Below are 17,688 nucleotides of genomic sequence, written 5' to 3'. Positions count from 1 at the left end.
CTCACTCACCGCCGCCCGCTTCCGCGTCGCCGGGTCCGGCGTCCAGCAGCGCGGAGATCAGCAGCGCCGACGAGGTGGCGCCGGGGTCCTGGTGTCCGATGCTGCGCTCGCCGAGATAGCTCGCCCTGCCCTTGCGGGCCAGCATCGGCGTCGTCGCGACCGCGCCTTCCCGCGCGGCGTCCCGCGCCGCCGCGAACGACTCGCCGAGCGCGTCCACCGCGGGGAGCAGCGCGTCGATCATCGTCTTGTCGCCCGCCGCTGCTCCGCCCAGCTTCATCACGGCGTCCACCCCGGCCCGCAGCGCCTCGGCGAACTGCTGCCGGTCCACCTCGGCGGCCTCGCCCAGCGTCTTGCCGGTGCGGCGCAGCAGCGTCCCGTACAGCGGACCGGACGCGCCGCCCACCGTGGACACCAGCAGGCGTCCGGCCTGGGTGAGCACCGCCCCGGGCGTGGCGGGCGGCTCCTTCTCCAGCGCGTCCTTCACCGCCCGGAATCCGCGCTGCAGATTGCTGCCGTGATCGGCGTCGCCGATCTCCGAGTCGAGGGCGGTGAGCCGTTCCGCCTCGCGGTCCACGGATGCGGCGGTGACCGTCATCCAACGGCGGAAGAAGTCGGCGTCCAGCACGGGAACTCCTCGCGTGGTAGGTGACCGGGGCGCCGGCCCCGGTGTGGATCTTTCCCGGGTGGATCACATACCCCAGCGCAGCCCGGGCGTACGCACCGGCGCGTCCCACAGGCGCAGCAGCTCCTCGTCGACCTGGCAGAGGGTGACCGAGGCGCCCGCCATGTCCAGGGACGTGACGTAGTTGCCGACGAGGACCCGGGCCACCGGGACGCCGCGCTCGCCGAGCACCCGCTGCACCTCGGCGTTGAAGCCGTACAGCTCCAGCAGCGGCGTGGCGCCCATGCCGTTGACCAGCACCAGCACCGGGTTGCGCGGGGTGAGGTCGTCGAGGATCGCGCCGACGGCGAAGTCGGCGATCTCGCCGGACGTCATCATCGGACGCCGCTCGCGGCCCGGCTCGCCGTGGATGCCGATGCCCAGTTCCAGCTCGCCGGCCGGCAGGTCGAACGTCGGCGCGCCCTTGGCGGGCGTGGTGACCGCGCTGAGCGCCACGCCGAAGCTGCGGGAGTTCTCGTTCACCTGCTTCGCGAGCGCCGCCACCCGCTCCAGCGGCTGCCCCTCCTCGGCCGCCGCGCCCGCGATCTTCTCCACGAACAGCGTCGCCCCGGTGCCCCGGCGGCCCGCCGTGTACAGGCTGTCGGTCACCGCCACGTCATCGTTGACCAGAACTTTCGCGACCTGGACGCCCTCGTCCTCGGCGAGTTCGGCCGCCATGTCGAAGTTGAGCACGTCGCCGGTGTAGTTCTTCACGATGAACAGCACCCCGGCGCCGCTGTCCACGGCCGCCGCGGCCCGCACCATCTGGTCGGGCACCGGGGAGGTGAACACCTCGCCGGGACAGGCCGCCGACAGCATGCCGGGGCCGACGAACCCGCCGTGCAGCGGCTCGTGCCCCGAACCGCCGCCGGACACCAGGCCCACCTTGCCCGCCACCGGGGCGTCCCCCCGGACCACCACCCGGTTCTCCACGTCCACCGTCAGCTCGGGATGGGCCGCCGCCATACCGCGCAGCGCGTCCGCCACCACGGTCTCCGGAACGTTGATCAGCATCTTCATGGGTACCTCCTGGGGGCTGAGCAGGTGGGTCGTCGAACCGGTGGCGCCGGTCGGGCGGTGCCGAGCTGTCGGAGCTGTCCGTGCTGCTGAGCTGTCGCGGGGCGACCGCGTACCGGCAGGAGCCCCACAGGGGCAGTATCGGCCTTGCGCCCGGAGAGGGCACGCGAGACGGCGTCCGGCGGGCCGGACGATCTCGGCCGGCGATACGGTCACAGCTCAGGATCGGCCCTGCGCCGGTGCGTTCCAAGGGGGCGTCGCCGGGTTTCACCGGCGGCGCCCGGTCCGCGCGGGCAACCTTCAGGCGGCCCCCGGACGGTCAGCCCGTGATCTCGATGCGGCGGGGCGTCGCCGAGGCCGCCTTGGGTGAGCTCCACCGTGATGTGGTCCTTCTCGACACCAGGGAGCTCCAGCTCCATCACGTACGCGTCCCCGGTGTCCTCCACGTCCGCGAGCGGCGCCCAGGGGGCGTCCCCGATCTCCGAGAGCGGGTGGGTGGGGAAGGGGAACGTGGTCTGCATCAGCCGGTCCATCCGGGCCTGCAGATCCTCGATCCGATGTCCGTCCTGACGCGGGGGCGGCCGGGCTACAGGGACCAGCCCAGGACCGGGCCTGCCTCCGCGTGGCTCCGCGCGTCCGCGCTCCCGACGTCGCCTTCCGCGATGTCGAGGAGCTGACGGCCCAGGTCGCGCAGGGCGCGGCCCGCGGCCAGTTCGTCGCCGATCTCCGGTACGTCCGCGTCCGCCGGGTTCCGGTGGGCGGCGCCGTGACCGGTGAGGACCGTCGTCCCGGTGTCGAGGGTGGCGCGCGCCGTCGTCGTTCCGTCCTCCTCGAAGAGGTAGAGACGGGTCTTCCATTCCAGGGTGTGCGACATGACTGTCTCCTCAGCCGAGCGGCCCGGGATGTGCCGGCCGCTTCACCTCCACCGTCCGACTCCGGCGGACGCGGGGCACAGGGCCGGAAGTCCCGGGAACGTGTCGTGGGACCCGGGTACCCCGGAACCCCTGGCACCGGTGCCGGTCACGCCCCGGCGACCGGCTCCTCGGCCTCGGCCGCCGCTCCGGCCGACCGCGGACGCCGGTCGTCGACCCGGTACGACAGCTGGTCGACGACCGCGACCACACCGTCGAGCCGGCTCGCCGCCCGCACCGCCATGTCGACGTCGCTGCGCCGCTCCAGCCGGCCGGTGAGGGTCACCACGCCGTCCTCCACGGTGACGGCGAGCGCCCGCGGCGTCAGCCAGAGCGTCGTCCCGAGGACGTCCCTGCGCACGGCGCGCTCGATGTCGCCGTCGGTGCGCAGCACGGCCTGAAGCAGGTCGCTGCGGGTCACGATGCCGACGAGCCGCTCCTCGTCGTCCACCACCGGCAGCCGTTCGACGCCGTGCCCGGTCATGAGCCAGGACGCCTCGGTGACGGTGGCACGCGCCCTCACGGTGACCGCGGGGGCGGTCATCACGACGCCCGCGGTGCGGGCCCGGCGGAGGCCGGGCACCCTGCGGGGCAGACGGGTCCACCAGGGGCGAGTCGTGCCGTCCGGCCCCGCCGCGTGCGGGCGGGACCGCGTGAGGTCCGACGCGGAGACCACGCCGATCACCCGGTCCTCCTCGTCCGTCACCGGGAGGCCGCCGACGCGGTGCTCCCCGAGTGCGCGGATCACGTCCCTGAGCGGAGTGCCGTACGCGGCGGTGACCACGTCCGTGGTCATCACGGCGCCGACCTCGGTGGTCTTCATCGCTGAACCTCCTGGCTGTGTCGGGTGCCGGCGGCCGGGACGGACCCTCGCCGGGAGCGGTTGTGTTCAGCCTCCGGCGCCCGCCGCGGGGATCCCAGGGCCCCAGGGGCAGGGGGAGCAGGGCCGAACGGCCCGGATGTCCGAGATGTCGCCGCCGGGGCCTGTCGGACCCGGGCCGGGACCTGGTGGCCCCTCCCCTTCCGCCACCGCCCCCGGAGACGCTGGGCGTCGGCGGGGGAACGCTCCGAGCGAAAGGTGCATGTCATGGAGTCGCCGGTAGTCGTCGGTGTGGACGGTTCCGCCGAGAGTCTCGCGGCCGCCGAATGGGCCGCCCGCGAGGCCGCGCGCCGCGGTGCCGACCTGCGGCTGCTGCACGTACGGGACCGGAATCCGCGGCAGGGCGGTGCGGACACCACCCGCTCCGCCGGCCACCGTCCGGCGCCGCGGGTCCTGGAGAGGGCGGCGGAACGCGTCCGCACCGTCCGGCCGGACGTGCGGGTGCGCGAGGCGCAGGCCGAGGGGCCCGCTGCCGCCGCCCTCGCGCGGGCCGCGGAGGACGCCGATCCGCTGGTGCTCGGCTCGCGCGGGCTCGGCCGGGTCGCCGGTCTCCTCGCCGGTTCCGTCTCGCTCGGCGTCGTGGCGCGGGCCACCCGTCCCGTCGTGCTCGTACGGACGGACGCGGCGGGGGAGAGGACAGGGGCCGGCGGCGACGGGCGGGGGGACGTCGTGCTCGGGGTGGACGTCATCGAACCCTGCGACGAGGTGCTCGCGTACGCCTTCGAGGCGGCCCGCCGGCGCCGCGCGCGGCTGCGCGCCCTGCACGCCTGGCGCGCGCCCGACCGGCTCACCCTGGGCGCGGCCGGCCCGGGCCCGGCCGGTGACCAGGAGCGGGCCGAGGAGTGGCTGCGCTTCCTGTCCGCCGTGCTCCAGGTCTGGCGGGAGAAGTATCCCGACGTCGAGGTGGTGGAGACGGTGGCCGAGGGCAAACCCGCGGGCGCCCTGCTCAAGGCGGCCTTCGACGCACGGTTGCTGGTCGTCGGGCACCGGATCCCCGGCCGTCCCGCGCTGCCGCGCACCGGTCCCGTCACCCACGCGGTGATCCACCAGGCCCGCTGCCCCCTGGCCGTCGTCCCGCACACCTGAGATCCGGACGGCACCGGCCGCACACCTCTTCGCGGCCGCGACCGGTCCCCGGCCATGCTGTGGGCCGGGGCCTCTCCGGGCACCTGCCCGCAGCGGCGCTGACGGCGGGCCTCGCCGCCGTGACGGCCACGCTCCGCGGCTCCCCGGCCGGCTCCCCGCCCGGCGGCTCCCCGCGGCCGGGCGGCCGGCGCGGGAGCGGGGCTCGGCGCGGTCACCGGCCTCGGCGTCGGCGGAGGCTTCCCCGCCGTACCGCCCGGCGCGGGCGCACTGACGTCGGCCTGCGGAAGCGGGGGGCGCGCGGCGAGCGGCCTCAAAGCTCGTTGTCGTACAGGGGCGGGCGTCAATCCGCCATGCACCTCCGCAGGCCCGTGGCGGTCCACGTCCACTCCCGGACGAAATACCCCGTGGGGTACTCTGTCCGCTTCCGCCGTCCCGTCGACCGCCGACCGAGAAGGACCACCCACCCGCCATGACCACCCCCGTCACCCCGGACACCCTCACCGTCGTCCAGGCCGCCGCCCGCCTGGACGACTTCACCGTCATCGACGTCCGCACCCCCGCCGAGTACGCCGCCGGGCACCTGCCCAGCGCCGTGAACGTGCCCTTGGACCAGGTCAAGCGCGCCCTGCCGGAGATCCGGCAGGCCGCCGAGCGCGGCGGCCTCCTCGTGGTGTGCGCCTCCGGGGCGCGCTCGGAGAAGGCGTCCGGTCTCATCGCCGCCGAGGGTGTGCCCGCCGCCACCCTCGCCGGCGGCACCGCCGCATGGGCGTCCGAGGGGCGGGACCTGGAGCGTCCCGTGGCCTGCGACACCCGCGCGGTGTGGGGCATGGAGCGCCAGGTGCGCTTCACCGCCGGCACCCTGGTGCTGCTCGGTCTGGTGCTCGGCCTGCTGGTGCACCCGGCGTTCCAGCTCCTCTCCGCGGGCATCGCGGGCGGGCTGGTCTTCTCCGCCCTCACCGACACCTGCGGCATGGCCGTCGTCCTCGGCAAGCTGCCCCACAACCGCCCGCGCGGGACGAACCTCGAGGGTGCGCTCGCCGCGCTGCGGGGGAAGTGACGCCCCCGTTCCGCCCCCTCCTCCCAGGGACGTTCGGGCCCGGCCCGGGACCCGCGGTCCCTGGGGCGCGCGCCCCGGCGGCGAGACATTGAAGACGCAACGAGAAGCGTTCAGATGTCGGGCAGTTCCTGGGAGGGGACGGACACCATGGCAGTCCACGATCACCCGCACCGCTCGCCTGTGTTCCACCGGCCGTCGTCCGCCGACGGCACCCACGCGGCGACGGGCGCGTACGCGCTCGCCGGGCTGCGGCTGCTGACGGGCTTCGTCTTCCTGTGGGCCTTCGTCGACAAGACGTTCGGGCTGGGCTACGCGACGCAGTCCGGCCGCGGCTGGATCGACGGCGGTTCGCCCACGAAGGGCTTCCTGTCCTCCGTGGCGGTCGGGCCGCTGGAGTCGACGTTCCACGCCTGGGCCGGGGCGGCCTGGGCGGACTGGCTGTTCATGCTGGGGCTGCTCGGCGTCGGGGCCGCGCTGCTCGCGGGCGTGGCGCTGTGGCCCGCGGCCGCGGCGGGCACGCTGATGATGGCGCTCATGTGGATGGCGGAGTGGCCGCCGGCCCGCCATCTGTCCGACGGCTCACCGAGCATGTCGACGAACCCCTTCGCCGACTACCACCTGGTGTACGCGGCGGCTCTCGTCGCCCTGGCGGCGACGGGCGCGGGCGCGGTGTGGGGTCTGGGCCGTCTGTGGGCCCGCGTCCCCGTCGTCGCCCGCCACCGCTGGCTCCGCTGACGGCGGCGCACCGGGCCCGGGGTGCCGTGAGGCGCCCCGGGCCCTTCGCGTCACCCGCCGTCCCGGTCACGGCAGGCACGGCCGGCCGAGGGAGCCGAAGGTTCCTTCCACCGCACGGCCGGAGGTCCCGGAACCGGCGTTCCCCTGGTTGCACCCGCCCGACCTGAGTAGATTTAGCGCCGAAGTCATGTTTTGCCCGCCGGACCGAGGGTGTGCCGCGCATCGCGGGACTTCCGGGCGAGGACCACATGTTCCAGCTGAGCGCGCCGATCATCGCCACGTTCGTCCTGTACGTGCTCGCCCTGATCGGGACGGGGATCCGGGCCTACACGCGCACGCACACCTTCGAGGACTTCGCCCTCGGCGGCCGCCGCTTCGGTCCCTGGGTCGCCGCGCTGTCCGCGGGCGCCAGCGACATGTCCGGCTGGCTGTTCCTGGCGCTCCCCGGCGCCGTCTACGCGGCCGGGCTCGGCTCCGTGTGGCTCCCCGTCGGCCTGGTCGTCGGGACGTACCTGAACTGGCTGTTCGTCGCGCCACGCCTGCGCACCTACACCGAGCGCGCCGGGAACGCGGTGACTCTGTCCGGCTATCTGGAGGAACGGTTCGAGGACCGCACCCGCATGCTGCGGCTGGTCTCCGCCGCGGTCACCCTCGTCTTCTTCACCGTGTACGTCGGCAGCGGCCTGGTGGCCGGCGGGCTGCTGTTCCAGACCGTCTTCGACCTGCGCTTCACCGTCGGCGTCACCCTCACCGGATTGCTGATCGTCATCTACTCGTGCCTGGGCGGCTTCCTCGCGGTGAGCCTCACGCACGTCCTCCAGGCCGCGCTGATGCTGCTCGGCCTGGTCGTGCTGCCCGCCGTCGCGATCGCGCGCCTCGGCGGCTTCGGCGCGCTCGGGGACACCCTCGACGGCAGACAGCCCGCGCTGCGCGAGTTCAGCTCCCGCGTCGCGTACTCGGGAGGGTCCTGGACCCCCGAGGGGCCGCTCGGGGTGCTGGCGATCGTCTCGCTGCTCGCCTGGGGGCTCGGCTACTTCGGCCAGCCGCACATCCTGGCCCGCTTCATGAGCATCCGCAGCACCCGGGACATCCCCGCGGCCCGCCGCATCGGCACCGGCTGGGTGGTCCTCGTCCTCACCGGCGCCACCCTCGTGGGCCTGGCCGGCATCGGCGAGCTGTCCCCGGCGCTGTCCGCCCCCGACACCGTGTACATCGCGCTCAGCCGTCTGCTCCTCGACCCGTGGATCGCCGGGATCATGCTGGTCGCGGTGCTCGCCGCCGTCGTGTCCACCGCGGACAGCCAGCTGCTGGTGTCCTCCGTGGCGCTCACCGAGGACTTCTACCGGGCGTTCCTCCACCGCAGAGCCCCCGACCGGTTGCTCGTATGGGTGGGGCGCGCCGCCGTCGTCCTGGTCATCGTGGTGGCGTACGTCATCGCCCTCAGAGGCGGCGGGCTGCTGAACATCGTCGCCCACGCCTGGGCCGGATTCGGGGCCGCCTTCGGCCCTGTGGTGCTGCTCTCGCTGTACTGGCCCCGCATGACCTGGGCCGGCGCCATGGCGGGCATCGTCGCCGGCGCCGGCACCGTCCTGGCGTGGGAATGGGTCAACCCGCTGCTCGGCCCGCTCGAGACCGGCGTCTACGAGATGGTCCCGGGCGTCCTCGTCGCCACGGTCGCCGCCCTCGTCTTCGGCCGGTACGTCGGACGGCCGCCGAAACGCGCCTTCTGGCGGATGCCCGGCGGCGGCACCAGCTCCGTGGTGCTCACCCCCTTCCTCACGCGTGCGCCCGTCGGCCTGGCCATGCTCGACACGGACCTGCGGTTCGTGTGGGTGAACGAACCTCTGGCCCAGCTGATCCCGCTGGAACGGCGCATCGGACGGCGGCTGAGCGAACTGCGGCCGACCGCCGAGTACCGGCTCTTCGAGGAGCAGATGCTGCGGGTGCTGGAGACCGGCGAGCCCGTCATGGACTGGGAGTTCCGCAGCCAGGAGGAGCAACCCAGGGACGCCCGCGCGGTCTCCGTGTCGTTCTTCGGTGTGACCGACCGCCACGACACCACCGTGGGTGTCCTGTACATGGTCGTCGACGTCACCGAGCGGTGGCGGGCGCAGAGCAGACTCGCCCTGCTGAACGACGTCGGCGCCCGTATCGGCAGCACCCTCGACGTCCCCCGCACCGCGCAGGAACTCGCCGACGAAGCCGTGCCGGACGTGGCCGACTTCGTCGCCGTGGACCTGCTGGACACCGTGATGCGCGGCGAGGAACCCGCGCCCGGACCCGTCGGCCTGTCCCCGGTCATCCGCCGCGCCGGGCAGGCGTCGGCGAGGGAGGGAGGCTGCGGCGGCAGCCTCGCCCTCGGGGAGGCCGTCCGGCGGGCTCCCTCCTCGCCCGTCACCCGCTGCCTCCTGGAGAGCCGCACCCTCGTCGAGCGCACCCTCGACCGCGAGACCAGCCCCTGGGTCACCGAGGACCCCTCGCTCGGCGCGTCCATCCTCAAGTACGGCTACAACTCCCTGATGGTCGTGCCGGTCCAGGCCCGGGGCGTCACCCTCGGCGTGGCCACCTTCGCCCGCACCGAACGGTCCGGCCCGTTCGGCGACGACGACGTGCGGCTCGCCGAGGAGATCGTCTCCCGCGCCGCGGTGGCCGTGGACAACGCCCGCCGCTACACCCGTGAGCGGACCGCCGCCCGCGCCATGCAGCAGGCGCTGCTGCCCCAGGCGCTCACCGGCGGGTCCGCGGTGGACGTGGCGTCCTGGTACCAGCCGGCCGACGCCCCGAGCGGCGTCGGCGGCGACTGGTTCGACGTCATCCCGCTGTCCGGCGCCCGGGTCGCCCTCGTCGTCGGCGACGTCGTCGGGCACGGCATGGACGCCGCCGCGACCATGGGACGCCTGCGCACCGCGGTCCGCACCCTCGCCAACCTCGACATGCCGCCGGACGAACTGCTCGCCCACCTCGACGACCTGGTCATCGGGCTGATGGGCGCCCACGACGACCAGGAGCCCGCCGCCGCGGGCGCCGCCTTCCTCGGCGCGACCTGCCTGTACGCCGTGTACGACCCGGTCAGCGGGCGGTGCGCGATGGCGCGCGCGGGACACCTCCCGCCCGTCCTCGTCACCCCGGACGGCACCGCCGAGATCCTCGACCTGCCCGCGGGGCCCCCGCTGGGGCTCGGCTACCTGACCTTCGAGTCGTGCGAGTGGGACCTGGCCGAGGGCAGCCTGCTGGCGTTCTACACCGACGGTCTCGTCGAGACCCCGGACCGGGACATCGACGAGGGGATCGCCCGGCTGGGCGCCGCCCTCGCCGTGCCCCGCCCCACGCTGCGGGAGATCGGACGGGGCGTGGTCGACACCCTGCTCACCGGGCCGCCGCCGGACGACGCGGCGCTGCTGCTGGCCCGCACCCGGTCGCTGCCGGCGGACCGGGTGGCGTCCTGGGACCTGCCCAGCGACCCGGCGGCGGTCGGCACCGCCCGCACGGCCGCGGTACGGAAGCTGTCCGAGTGGGGCCTGGACGACCTGGCGTTCACCACGGAACTCATCGTCAGCGAGCTCGTCACCAACGCGATCCGGCACGCCTCCGGGCCGGTCTCCCTGCGGCTGATCCGCGACCGCGGCCTCATCTGCGAGGTCGCCGACGGCAGCGGCACCTCACCGCGCCCGCGCCACGCCCGCACCACGGACGAGGGCGGCCGCGGCCTGATGATCGTCGCCCAGCTCGCCCACCGCTGGGGCACCCGGCACACGGCGGCCGGAAAGATCATCTGGACCGAGCAGCCGTTCGTGGCGGAGCCGTGAGGGCGGGTGGTCGCCGCCCCGGTCCGGGCGGGCCCCGGACGGAGGGCCCAACGGCCCGGGCGGTCGGGACCGGCGGCCTCTGCCGTGGGGGAGGCCGTGCCGGGATCGTAAGAGGCGGAGGGGCGCCCGACGCAGAGGGGTCCCGAAACGAGAGGTGGATCCCATGCTCCGCAACGTCACCGTGGGCTACGACGGCTCGTCCGAGAGCCGCGCCGCCGCAGAGTGGGCCGCCCGAGAGGCGCTGCTGCGCGGTCTGCCGCTGCGGCTGGTCAACGTCCGGGAGCCGATCCCCGGGCACATCGCCGAGTCCGACCTCATGGCCGACGGCACCTTCCGGCAGCGCGCCGAACGTCTCCCGCGCGAGGCGGGCGAGACGCTGCGGGCGCGCCACCCGGAACTGGAGGTCGTCGCCGAACAGATCCCCGGCGGCCCCATGGACATCATCCCCGAGGTGGCCAAGGACGCCGACCTGCTCGTCCTCGGCTCCCGCGGTCTCGGCGGCATCGGCGGCTTCCTCGTCGGCTCCGTCGGCATGGTGGTGATCGCGCACACCACCACCCCGGTCGTCCTCGTCCGGGATGCCACGTCCGCGAAGGCCGCCGGGCCCGTGGTGGTGGGCGTCGACACGGACAAGCCGAACGGCACGGTCCTCACCTTCGCCTTCGAGGAGGCCGCCCGCCGCGGCGCCGTGCTGAAGGCCGTGCACGGCTGGACCGTCCCGCCGTACTACGCCTACGCCCTCCCCGCCTACCCCGCGCTCGCCGCCGATCTGGGCGGGGAGCAGTCCGAGGCCCTGGCCGAGGTGCTGCGCCCCTGGCGGGAGAAGTTCCCCGACGTCGAGGTCGCCGAGGTGTCCCGCGCCGGCAGCGCGGCCGTCCGGATCGTCGAGGCCGCCGGCGACGCCTCGCTGGTCGTCGTCGGCCGGCGGGTCCGCCGCAGCCCGGTCGGCGCGCACATCGGGCCCGTCACCCACGCGGTGCTGCACCACGCCACCGCCCCCGTCGCCGTCGTCGCGCACGACTGACCGCCGTGCGGAAGGATTCGATGACCATGGAGCCGGAAGGCGTCACCGCGCCCGACCCCTCGTGGCCGCTGGTGATCGGCGTGGACGGGTCCGCGCCGAGCCTGCGGGCCGTCGACTGGGCGGCCGACGAGGCCGACCTGCGCGGGGTGCCGTTGCGGCTGGTGCACGCGGCGTCGCCGGACCGGTACCCGGGAGCCGAGGCGACGGTCCCGCCGCCGCCCGCCGGAGGCGTCCTCGCCGACGCCGCCCGGCGGGTGCGCACCCGCCGCCCCGGCCTGCGGGTGGAGGAAGAGGTCGTGCCGGACGAGCCGCAGTACGCGCTGGTGCGCGCGGCACGCACGGCGTCCGTGCTGGTCGTGGGCACGCGCGGCCGGGGCGGCGTCGCCGAGGTGCTGCTCGGCTCGGTGGCCCTGGCCGTCGCCGCCCAGGCCGGCTGCCCGGTGGTGGTGCTGCGCGGCAGCCACGACAGCCAGGCGGTGCCGCCGGTGCGCGGCCGGGTCGTCGTGGGCGTCGGCGAGCACCCGGCGGCCCTGCGGTTCGCCGCCGACGAGGCCCGCCGGCGCGGGGTGCCCCTGGAGGCGGTACGGGCCTGGCGGTGCCCGGCGTACGAGACCACCGACCTCCCCCTCGCGGCCGGTGAGGCCGCCCACCTGCACGAGAAGCGGGCCGCCGAGGAACTGCACGCCGCTCTGGCGGACGTCCCGGCGGGCGTGGAGGTCCACGCCCGCACGGTCGAGGGGCCCGCACGCGAGGTCCTCGTCGACGCCTCGCACACGGCCGACCTGCTGGTCGTCGGCGCCCGCCGCCACGAGGGCCGCCTGAGCCCTCACCTCGGTCGCGTCACCCACACGGCCCTCCACCGCTCCGCCTGCCCGGTGGCGGTGGTCCCGCACGGAGAGGAGGGGGACTGAGGCCGGGGGGCCGCAGATGGCTCACGTGGCCCTGTCGGGAGCCCCGCCTCCTGGGGAAGGTGAGGAGGGTACGCACCCTCAGGCACACCGACCTTCAGGCAACTGAGACCCCCCGACGCGGAAGGACACACGATGTCCGTCGACAGGCACCAGGCCTCCGCCCCCCTCGGCGACGACGAGCTGAGGACGCTGGACGCGCACTGGCGCGCCGCGAACTACCTGGCCGTCGGCCAGATCTACCTCATGGCGAACCCCCTGCTCACCGAGCCGCTGCGCCCGGAGCACGTGAAGCCGCGGCTGCTCGGCCACTGGGGCACGTCGCCCGGTCTCAACCTCGTCTACACCCACCTCAACCGGGTGATCCGCGCCCGTGAGCTGGACGCCCTGTGCGTGTGGGGTCCCGGGCACGGCGGGCCCGCGGTGGTCGCGGGGTCCTGGCTGGAGGGGTCGTACACGGAGACGTATCCCGACGTCACGCGGGACGCGGCGGGCATGGCGCGGCTGTTCAAGCAGTTCTCGTTCCCCGGCGGCGTCCCCAGTCACGTGGCCCCCGAGACCCCCGGCTCCATCCACGAGGGCGGCGAGCTCGGCTACTCCCTGTCGCACGCGTACGGCGCCGCGCTGGACCACCCGGACCTGGTGGTGGCCTGCGTGGTCGGCGACGGGGAGGCGGAGACCGGGCCGCTGGCGACCTCCTGGCACTCCAACAAGTTCCTCGACCCCGTCCACGACGGCGCCGTCCTGCCGATCCTCCACCTCAACGGCTACAAGATCGCCAACCCGACCGTGCTCGCCCGGATCCCCGGCGACGAGCTGGACGCGCTGCTCCGCGGCTACGGCCACGACCCGCTCCACGTGACCGGCGACGACCCGGCCGCCGTGCACCGGGCGATGGCGCGCGCCATGGACACCGCCCTCGACCGCATCGCCGCCGTCCAGCGCGCCGCGCGCGAGGACGGCGCGACCGGGCGCCCCCGCTGGCCGATGATCGTGCTGCGCACCCCGAAGGGCTGGACGGGACCCGCCGAGGTCGACGGGCTGCCCGTCGAGAACACCTGGCGCTCCCACCAGGTGCCGCTGTCCGGCGTCCGCGACAACCCCGACCACCTGCGGCAGCTGGAGGCGTGGCTGCGGTCGTACCGGCCGGAGGAGCTGTTCGACGAGGACGGCCGCCCCCGCGCCGACGTCCTGGCCTGCGTCCCCGCCGGCGCCCGCCGCCTCGGCTCCACCCCGTACGCCAACGGCGGGCTGATGCTGCGTGAGCTGCCGATGCCGCCGCTGGAACGGCACGCCGTCCCGGTCGACAAGCCGGGCGCGACCATGCACGAGCCGACCCGCGTCCTCGGCGACCTCCTCCGGGACGTCATGCGGGCCACCGCGGACCGCCGCGACTTCCGGCTGGTCGGCCCCGACGAGACCGCCTCCAACCGCCTCCAGGCCGTGTACGAGGCCAGCGGCAAGGCGTGGCAGGCCGACAGGCTCGACGTGGACGAGGACCTCGACCGGCACGGCCGGGTGATGGAGATCCTCTCCGAGCACACCTGCCAGGGCTGGCTGGAGGGCTACCTCCTCACCGGCCGGCACGGCCTCTTCTCCTGCTACGAGGCGTTCGTGCACATCGTCGACTCGATGGTCAACCAGCACATCAAGTGGCTGCGCGTCACCCGCCGCCTGCCCTGGCGCGCCCCCATCGCCTCCCTGAACTACCTGCTGACCTCGCACGTCTGGCGCCAGGACCACAACGGCTTCTCCCACCAGGACCCCGGCTTCGTCGACCACATCATCAACAAGAGCCCGGAGGCGGTACGGATCTACCTGCCGCCGGACGCCAACACCCTGCTGTCGGTCGCCGACCACGTGCTGCGCAGCCGTGACTACGTCAACGTCGTCGTGGCCGGCAAGCAGCCCTGCTTCGACTGGCTGACCATGGAGCAGGCGAAGGCGCACTGCGCGCGCGGCTTCGGCATCTGGGACTGGGCGGGCACCGAGACCGGCGACCGCGAACCCGACGTGGTGCTGGCCTGCGCGGGCGACGTCCCCACCCAGGAGGTCATGGCGGCCGCGCAGCTGCTGCGCCGGCATCTGCCCGAGCTGGCGGTGCGGGTCGTCAACGTCGTCGACATCGCCCGTCTGCTGCCGCGCGAGGAGCATCCGCACGGCATGTCCGACTTCGAGTACGACGGCCTGTTCACCGCGGACAAGCCGGTGATCTTCGCGTACCACGGCTACCCGTGGCTGATCCACAGGCTCGCCTACCGCCGCACCGGGCACCCGCACCTGCACGTGCGCGGCTACAAGGAGATCGGCACCACGACCACGCCGTTCGACATGGTGGTCCGCAACGACCTGGACCGCTACCGGCTGGTGATGGACGTCATCGACCGCGTCCCCGGCCTGGCGGTGCGGGCCGCCGCGGTACGGCAGCGGATGGAGGACGTACGGCTGCGCCACCACGAGTGGATCCGCGAACACGGCACCGACCTGCCGGAGGTCACCGACTGGACCTGGGACGGCTGACCCGGCCCTGACCCGCACGCGCGAGCGGGATGTTTTGCGGGTCCTTTACAGTTGGTGTGGAAGCAGTCCATTCTGCTTCCACACATCTTCGTACTGTTCGAAAAGGAGCGACGGTCCCCCGATGGGTGATCCTCCCAGTAGTAACCGTGCCACCACCCGCAGTCCGCGTCATGCGGCCCGACAGGGAGCGGGGGTGGCACGGTGACCGAGATCCTGCTGCTCCTGCTCGCCCTGCTGCTGACGCTGGCCTGCGCGGTGTTCGTCGCGGCCGAGTTCTCCCTCACCACCGTCGAGCGCGCCGAACTCGAGCGCGCCGCCGACGCCGGTGAGCGGGGCGCGGCCGGTGCGCTGGCCGCCGTACGCCGCCTGACGGTCCAGCTGTCCGGCGCCCAGCTCGGCATCACCGTCACCTCCCTGGTGATCGGCATGCTCGCCGAGCCGTCCCTCTCCGCCCTGCTGCGCGGCCCGCTGCGGGCGGCCGGCCTCGGCTCCGCCGCCCCGACCGTGGCGACGCTGCTCGGCGTGGCGCTGTCCACGGTGGTGCTGATGGTGATCGGCGAGCTGGTCCCGAAGAACTGGGCCATCTCGCGTCCCGCGGCGGTCGCCAAGGTCGTCGCGGGACCGCAGCGCGCCTTCACGGCCGCCTTCGGCCCGTTCATCAACCACCTCAACGGCACCGCGAACCGCTTCGTGCGGCGCTTCGGCCTCGAGCCCGCGGAGGAGCTGGCGTCCGCCCGCACCGCCGAGGAGCTGAGCGCGCTGGCCCGGCACTCCGCCGCCGAGGGCGCCCTGGAGGCGGACTCGGCGGAGCTGTTCGTACGCACCCTGCACCTGGGCGAGCTGACCGCCGAGAACGTGATGACCCCGCGGGTCGACGTCCGCGCCCTGGAGGCGCACGCCACCGCCGCCGACGCCGCCGCGCTCAGCCACGCCACCGGCCTGTCCCGCTTCCCGGTGTACCGCGACAGCCTGGACGAGGTCGTCGGCACCGTCCACATCCGGGACGTGCTGGCCCTGGAGCCCGAGCGGCGCGCCACCACGCCCGTCACCGAGCTGACCACACCGCCGCTGCTGGTCCCCGACAGCCTCCCGGCCGACCGGCTGCTGGAGCGCATGCGCGCCCACCGCGCCATGGCCGTCGTCATCGACGAGTACGGCGGCACGGCGGGCGTCGCCACCGTGGAGGACATCGTCGAGGAGGTCGTCGGCGAGGTCCGCGACGAGCACGACCCCGTCGAGGTGCCGGAGCTGGCGCCCGCACTCCCCACGGCCGACGGCCGCGAGGTGTGGGAGGCCGACGGCGGCCTCCGTATCGACCGGCTCACCGCCCTGGGCCTCACCGCCCCGGACGGCCCGTACGAGACGGTCGCCGGACTGATCGCCACCCGCCTGGCCCGGATCCCCGTCAAGGGCGACTCCGTGGACGTCGACGGCTGGCGGCTCGACGTGCTGGAGGTCGAGCACCACCGTGCCGACCGCATACGCGTCACCGCCCCCGCCCCCGTACGCGACGAGGTCATGGAGGAGGCCCGATGACCGTCCTGCAGCTCGCCATCGGCGTTCTCACCCTGCTGACCAACGCGTTCTTCGTGGGCGCCGAGTTCGCCCTGATCTCGGTGCGCCGCAGCCAGATCGAGCCGCGCGCCCTCGCGGGCGAGAAGCGCGCCAGGATGACCCTCTGGGCGCTGGAACACCTGTCCGCGATGATGGCCACCGCTCAGCTCGGCATCACGGTGTCCTCGCTGGTGCTCGGCGCGGTCGCCGAACCGGCCATCGCGCATCTGCTGGAGCCGCCGTTCGAGGCGTTGAACGTCCCGGACGCGCTGGTGCACCCGATCGCGTTCGTGATCGCCCTGACCCTCGCCACGTATCTGCACATGCTGATCGGCGAGATGGTGCCGAAGAACATCGCGCTCGCCGCGCCCGTGCCCAGCGCGCTGCTGCTCGGCCCGCCGCTGGTGTGGCTGACCCGGGCACTGCGGCCCTTCGTGTTCGGCATCAACGCCTTCGCCAACGTCCTGCTGCGGCTGTTGCGGGTCGAACCGAAGGACGAGGTGGAGTCGGTGTTCACCGACCACCAGCTCGCCCGGATGGTCGTCGACTCCAGCGAGGCCGGACTGCTCACCCCGGCGGACGGGGAGCGGCTGCGGGACGCGCTGGAGCTGGGCACCCGCCCGGTCGGCGAGATCCTCGTCCCGGCCCGGCGGATGCACACCGTCGACCACACGGTCACCCCGGCACGCCTGGAGCGCGTGGCCGCCGAGGCGGGCCTGTCCCGCTTCCCGGTCACCGGCCCCGACGGCGCGCTCCTGGGCTATCTGCACATCAAGGACACCCTCGGCGTGACCGAACGGGACCGCCCGTTCCCGCGCACCGCGCTGCACAAGGTCACCCGGGTCCGGATCGACACCCCGCTCGACGACACGCTCACCGCGCTCCGCGCGGAGGGCAGCCATCTCGCCGCGGCCGTCGGCGAGAACGGCAAGGTCATCGGCTTCGTGACGATGGAGGACGTCCTGACGGAACTGGTCGGCCCGGCGGCCCCGGCCACGGCCTGACGCCCGCTCCGCCGGCACCCCGCGGCCCCGGCCGGACATCTGTCCGGCCGGGGCCGCGGTCCTGTGCGCGGGCCGTCAGGCGTCCATGCGCCGCCGCCGCTCGTTGTGCCAGGCGATGGCCCTGCGGATGTCGTGCTCGTCCAGCCCCGTACGGCAGGCCAGTTCCCTCAGGGCGAGGACCGGGCGGCGGGACGTCAGGACGCGGCTGATCTTGCCCGCCCAGAGCTCCTCCTGGACGAAGGGCCGCTGCCGGTAGGCGGCGCGGACCAGCTCCAGGTGGGCCTCGCAGCACGCGGTGACGCGGCGCAGACCGTCGTGCAGTGGGTCGTCGGGATGCACGGCCGAGGAGTCGGCCACATGACCGCACACCGCCTCCTGAGCAGGGAACGTTCTCGCGCAGAGATCGCACAGCTCGGTCGCGGCGGCGACGGATCGACGTGCGTGCTTCCCGCGCTTCCCCATCGAAGGCTCCCGGTGGCCGACTGCGCTCAGCGTACTGCGCGGGGCTGCCGCCCACCCGGCGGC

Annotated in this window: 15 protein-coding genes; 9 read left to right on the top strand and 6 right to left on the bottom strand. The window is 74.3% G+C overall.

Going from position 1 to position 17,688, the window contains the following annotated elements; all coding sequences use genetic code 11:
* Position 1 precedes the first annotated feature (1 nt).
* From dhaL to ACP7TJ_RS02695, 5 genes are all read right to left on the bottom strand, one after another.
* Positions 2–625 carry a dihydroxyacetone kinase subunit DhaL gene (gene dhaL / locus ACP7TJ_RS02715; RefSeq protein ID WP_093768391.1) on the bottom strand — a complete coding sequence of 208 codons (624 nt, stop codon included), beginning with the start codon at positions 623–625 and terminating at the stop codon, positions 2–4.
* 63 nt (positions 626–688) lie between these two features.
* Entirely contained in the window at positions 689–1,681 is a 993-nt protein-coding gene (gene dhaK, locus ACP7TJ_RS02710) for a dihydroxyacetone kinase subunit DhaK (RefSeq protein WP_093768392.1), read from the bottom strand.
* A 209-nt stretch (positions 1,682–1,890) separates the two neighbouring features.
* Positions 1,891–2,199: a hypothetical protein gene (locus ACP7TJ_RS02705; protein WP_266394990.1), complete on the bottom strand. Its 309-nt coding sequence runs from the start codon at positions 2,197–2,199 to the stop codon at positions 1,891–1,893.
* 65 nt (positions 2,200–2,264) lie between these two features.
* Positions 2,265–2,552, bottom strand: a complete 288-nt coding sequence (locus tag ACP7TJ_RS02700) for a DUF1876 domain-containing protein (RefSeq protein ID WP_093768393.1) — start codon at positions 2,550–2,552, stop codon at positions 2,265–2,267.
* A 146-nt stretch (positions 2,553–2,698) separates the two neighbouring features.
* Positions 2,699–3,412 carry a CBS domain-containing protein gene (locus tag ACP7TJ_RS02695; protein WP_093768394.1) on the bottom strand — a complete coding sequence of 238 codons (714 nt, stop codon included), beginning with the start codon at positions 3,410–3,412 and terminating at the stop codon, positions 2,699–2,701.
* Positions 3,413–3,676: 264 nt separating this feature from the next.
* Between ACP7TJ_RS02695 and ACP7TJ_RS02690 the strand changes: the two genes are divergently transcribed.
* The 9 genes from ACP7TJ_RS02690 (at position 3,677) to ACP7TJ_RS02650 (ending at position 17,163) form a co-directional block, all read left to right on the top strand.
* A complete protein-coding gene (locus tag ACP7TJ_RS02690) occupies positions 3,677–4,555 on the top strand; it encodes a universal stress protein (RefSeq protein WP_401628601.1) in 879 nt (292 codons plus the stop codon).
* Positions 4,556–5,024: 469 nt separating this feature from the next.
* The gene (locus ACP7TJ_RS02685) at positions 5,025–5,612 is read left to right on the top strand and encodes a rhodanese-like domain-containing protein (protein WP_370162669.1); all 588 of its coding nucleotides are present in this window, start codon (positions 5,025–5,027) and stop codon (positions 5,610–5,612) included.
* A gap of 147 nt (positions 5,613–5,759) precedes the next feature.
* On the top strand, positions 5,760–6,347 hold the full coding sequence (locus tag ACP7TJ_RS02680; protein ID WP_189910458.1) for a hypothetical protein: 588 nt from the start codon (positions 5,760–5,762) through the stop codon (positions 6,345–6,347).
* A 248-nt stretch (positions 6,348–6,595) separates the two neighbouring features.
* Positions 6,596–10,153 (top strand): sodium/proline symporter PutP, encoded by a 3,558-nt coding sequence (gene putP / locus ACP7TJ_RS02675; protein ID WP_427761945.1) that lies wholly within the window; start codon positions 6,596–6,598, stop codon positions 10,151–10,153.
* A 163-nt stretch (positions 10,154–10,316) separates the two neighbouring features.
* Positions 10,317–11,177 carry a universal stress protein gene (locus ACP7TJ_RS02670; protein ID WP_427761943.1) on the top strand — a complete coding sequence of 287 codons (861 nt, stop codon included), beginning with the start codon at positions 10,317–10,319 and terminating at the stop codon, positions 11,175–11,177.
* A 20-nt stretch (positions 11,178–11,197) separates the two neighbouring features.
* The gene (locus tag ACP7TJ_RS02665; RefSeq protein WP_244353753.1) at positions 11,198–12,088 is read left to right on the top strand and encodes a universal stress protein; all 891 of its coding nucleotides are present in this window, start codon (positions 11,198–11,200) and stop codon (positions 12,086–12,088) included.
* Positions 12,089–12,220: 132 nt separating this feature from the next.
* Positions 12,221–14,605, top strand: coding sequence for a phosphoketolase family protein (locus ACP7TJ_RS02660; RefSeq protein WP_189910461.1), 2,385 nt, complete (start codon positions 12,221–12,223; stop codon positions 14,603–14,605).
* Between the two features lie 201 nt (positions 14,606–14,806).
* On the top strand, positions 14,807–16,141 hold the full coding sequence (locus tag ACP7TJ_RS02655) for a hemolysin family protein (protein WP_167742670.1): 1,335 nt from the start codon (positions 14,807–14,809) through the stop codon (positions 16,139–16,141).
* On the top strand, positions 16,138–17,163 hold the full coding sequence (locus ACP7TJ_RS02650) for a hemolysin family protein (RefSeq protein ID WP_189910462.1): 1,026 nt from the start codon (positions 16,138–16,140) through the stop codon (positions 17,161–17,163). The genes ACP7TJ_RS02655 and ACP7TJ_RS02650 overlap by 4 nt, the downstream gene beginning before the upstream one ends.
* Before the next feature lie 75 nt (positions 17,164–17,238).
* On the opposite strand, the gene ACP7TJ_RS02645 is transcribed toward ACP7TJ_RS02650, so the two are convergent.
* Positions 17,239–17,625 carry a hypothetical protein gene (locus tag ACP7TJ_RS02645; RefSeq protein ID WP_266394965.1) on the bottom strand — a complete coding sequence of 129 codons (387 nt, stop codon included), beginning with the start codon at positions 17,623–17,625 and terminating at the stop codon, positions 17,239–17,241.
* Positions 17,626–17,688: the final 63 nt, after the last annotated feature.

The organism is Streptomyces sp. DSM 41931 (genome assembly GCF_050271085.1).
GTDB classification, from domain to species: domain Bacteria; phylum Actinomycetota; class Actinomycetes; order Streptomycetales; family Streptomycetaceae; genus Streptomyces; species Streptomyces albogriseolus.
The sequence above is the reverse complement of the archived record's forward strand: the minus strand, read 5'-3'. Positions and strand labels throughout refer to the sequence as shown.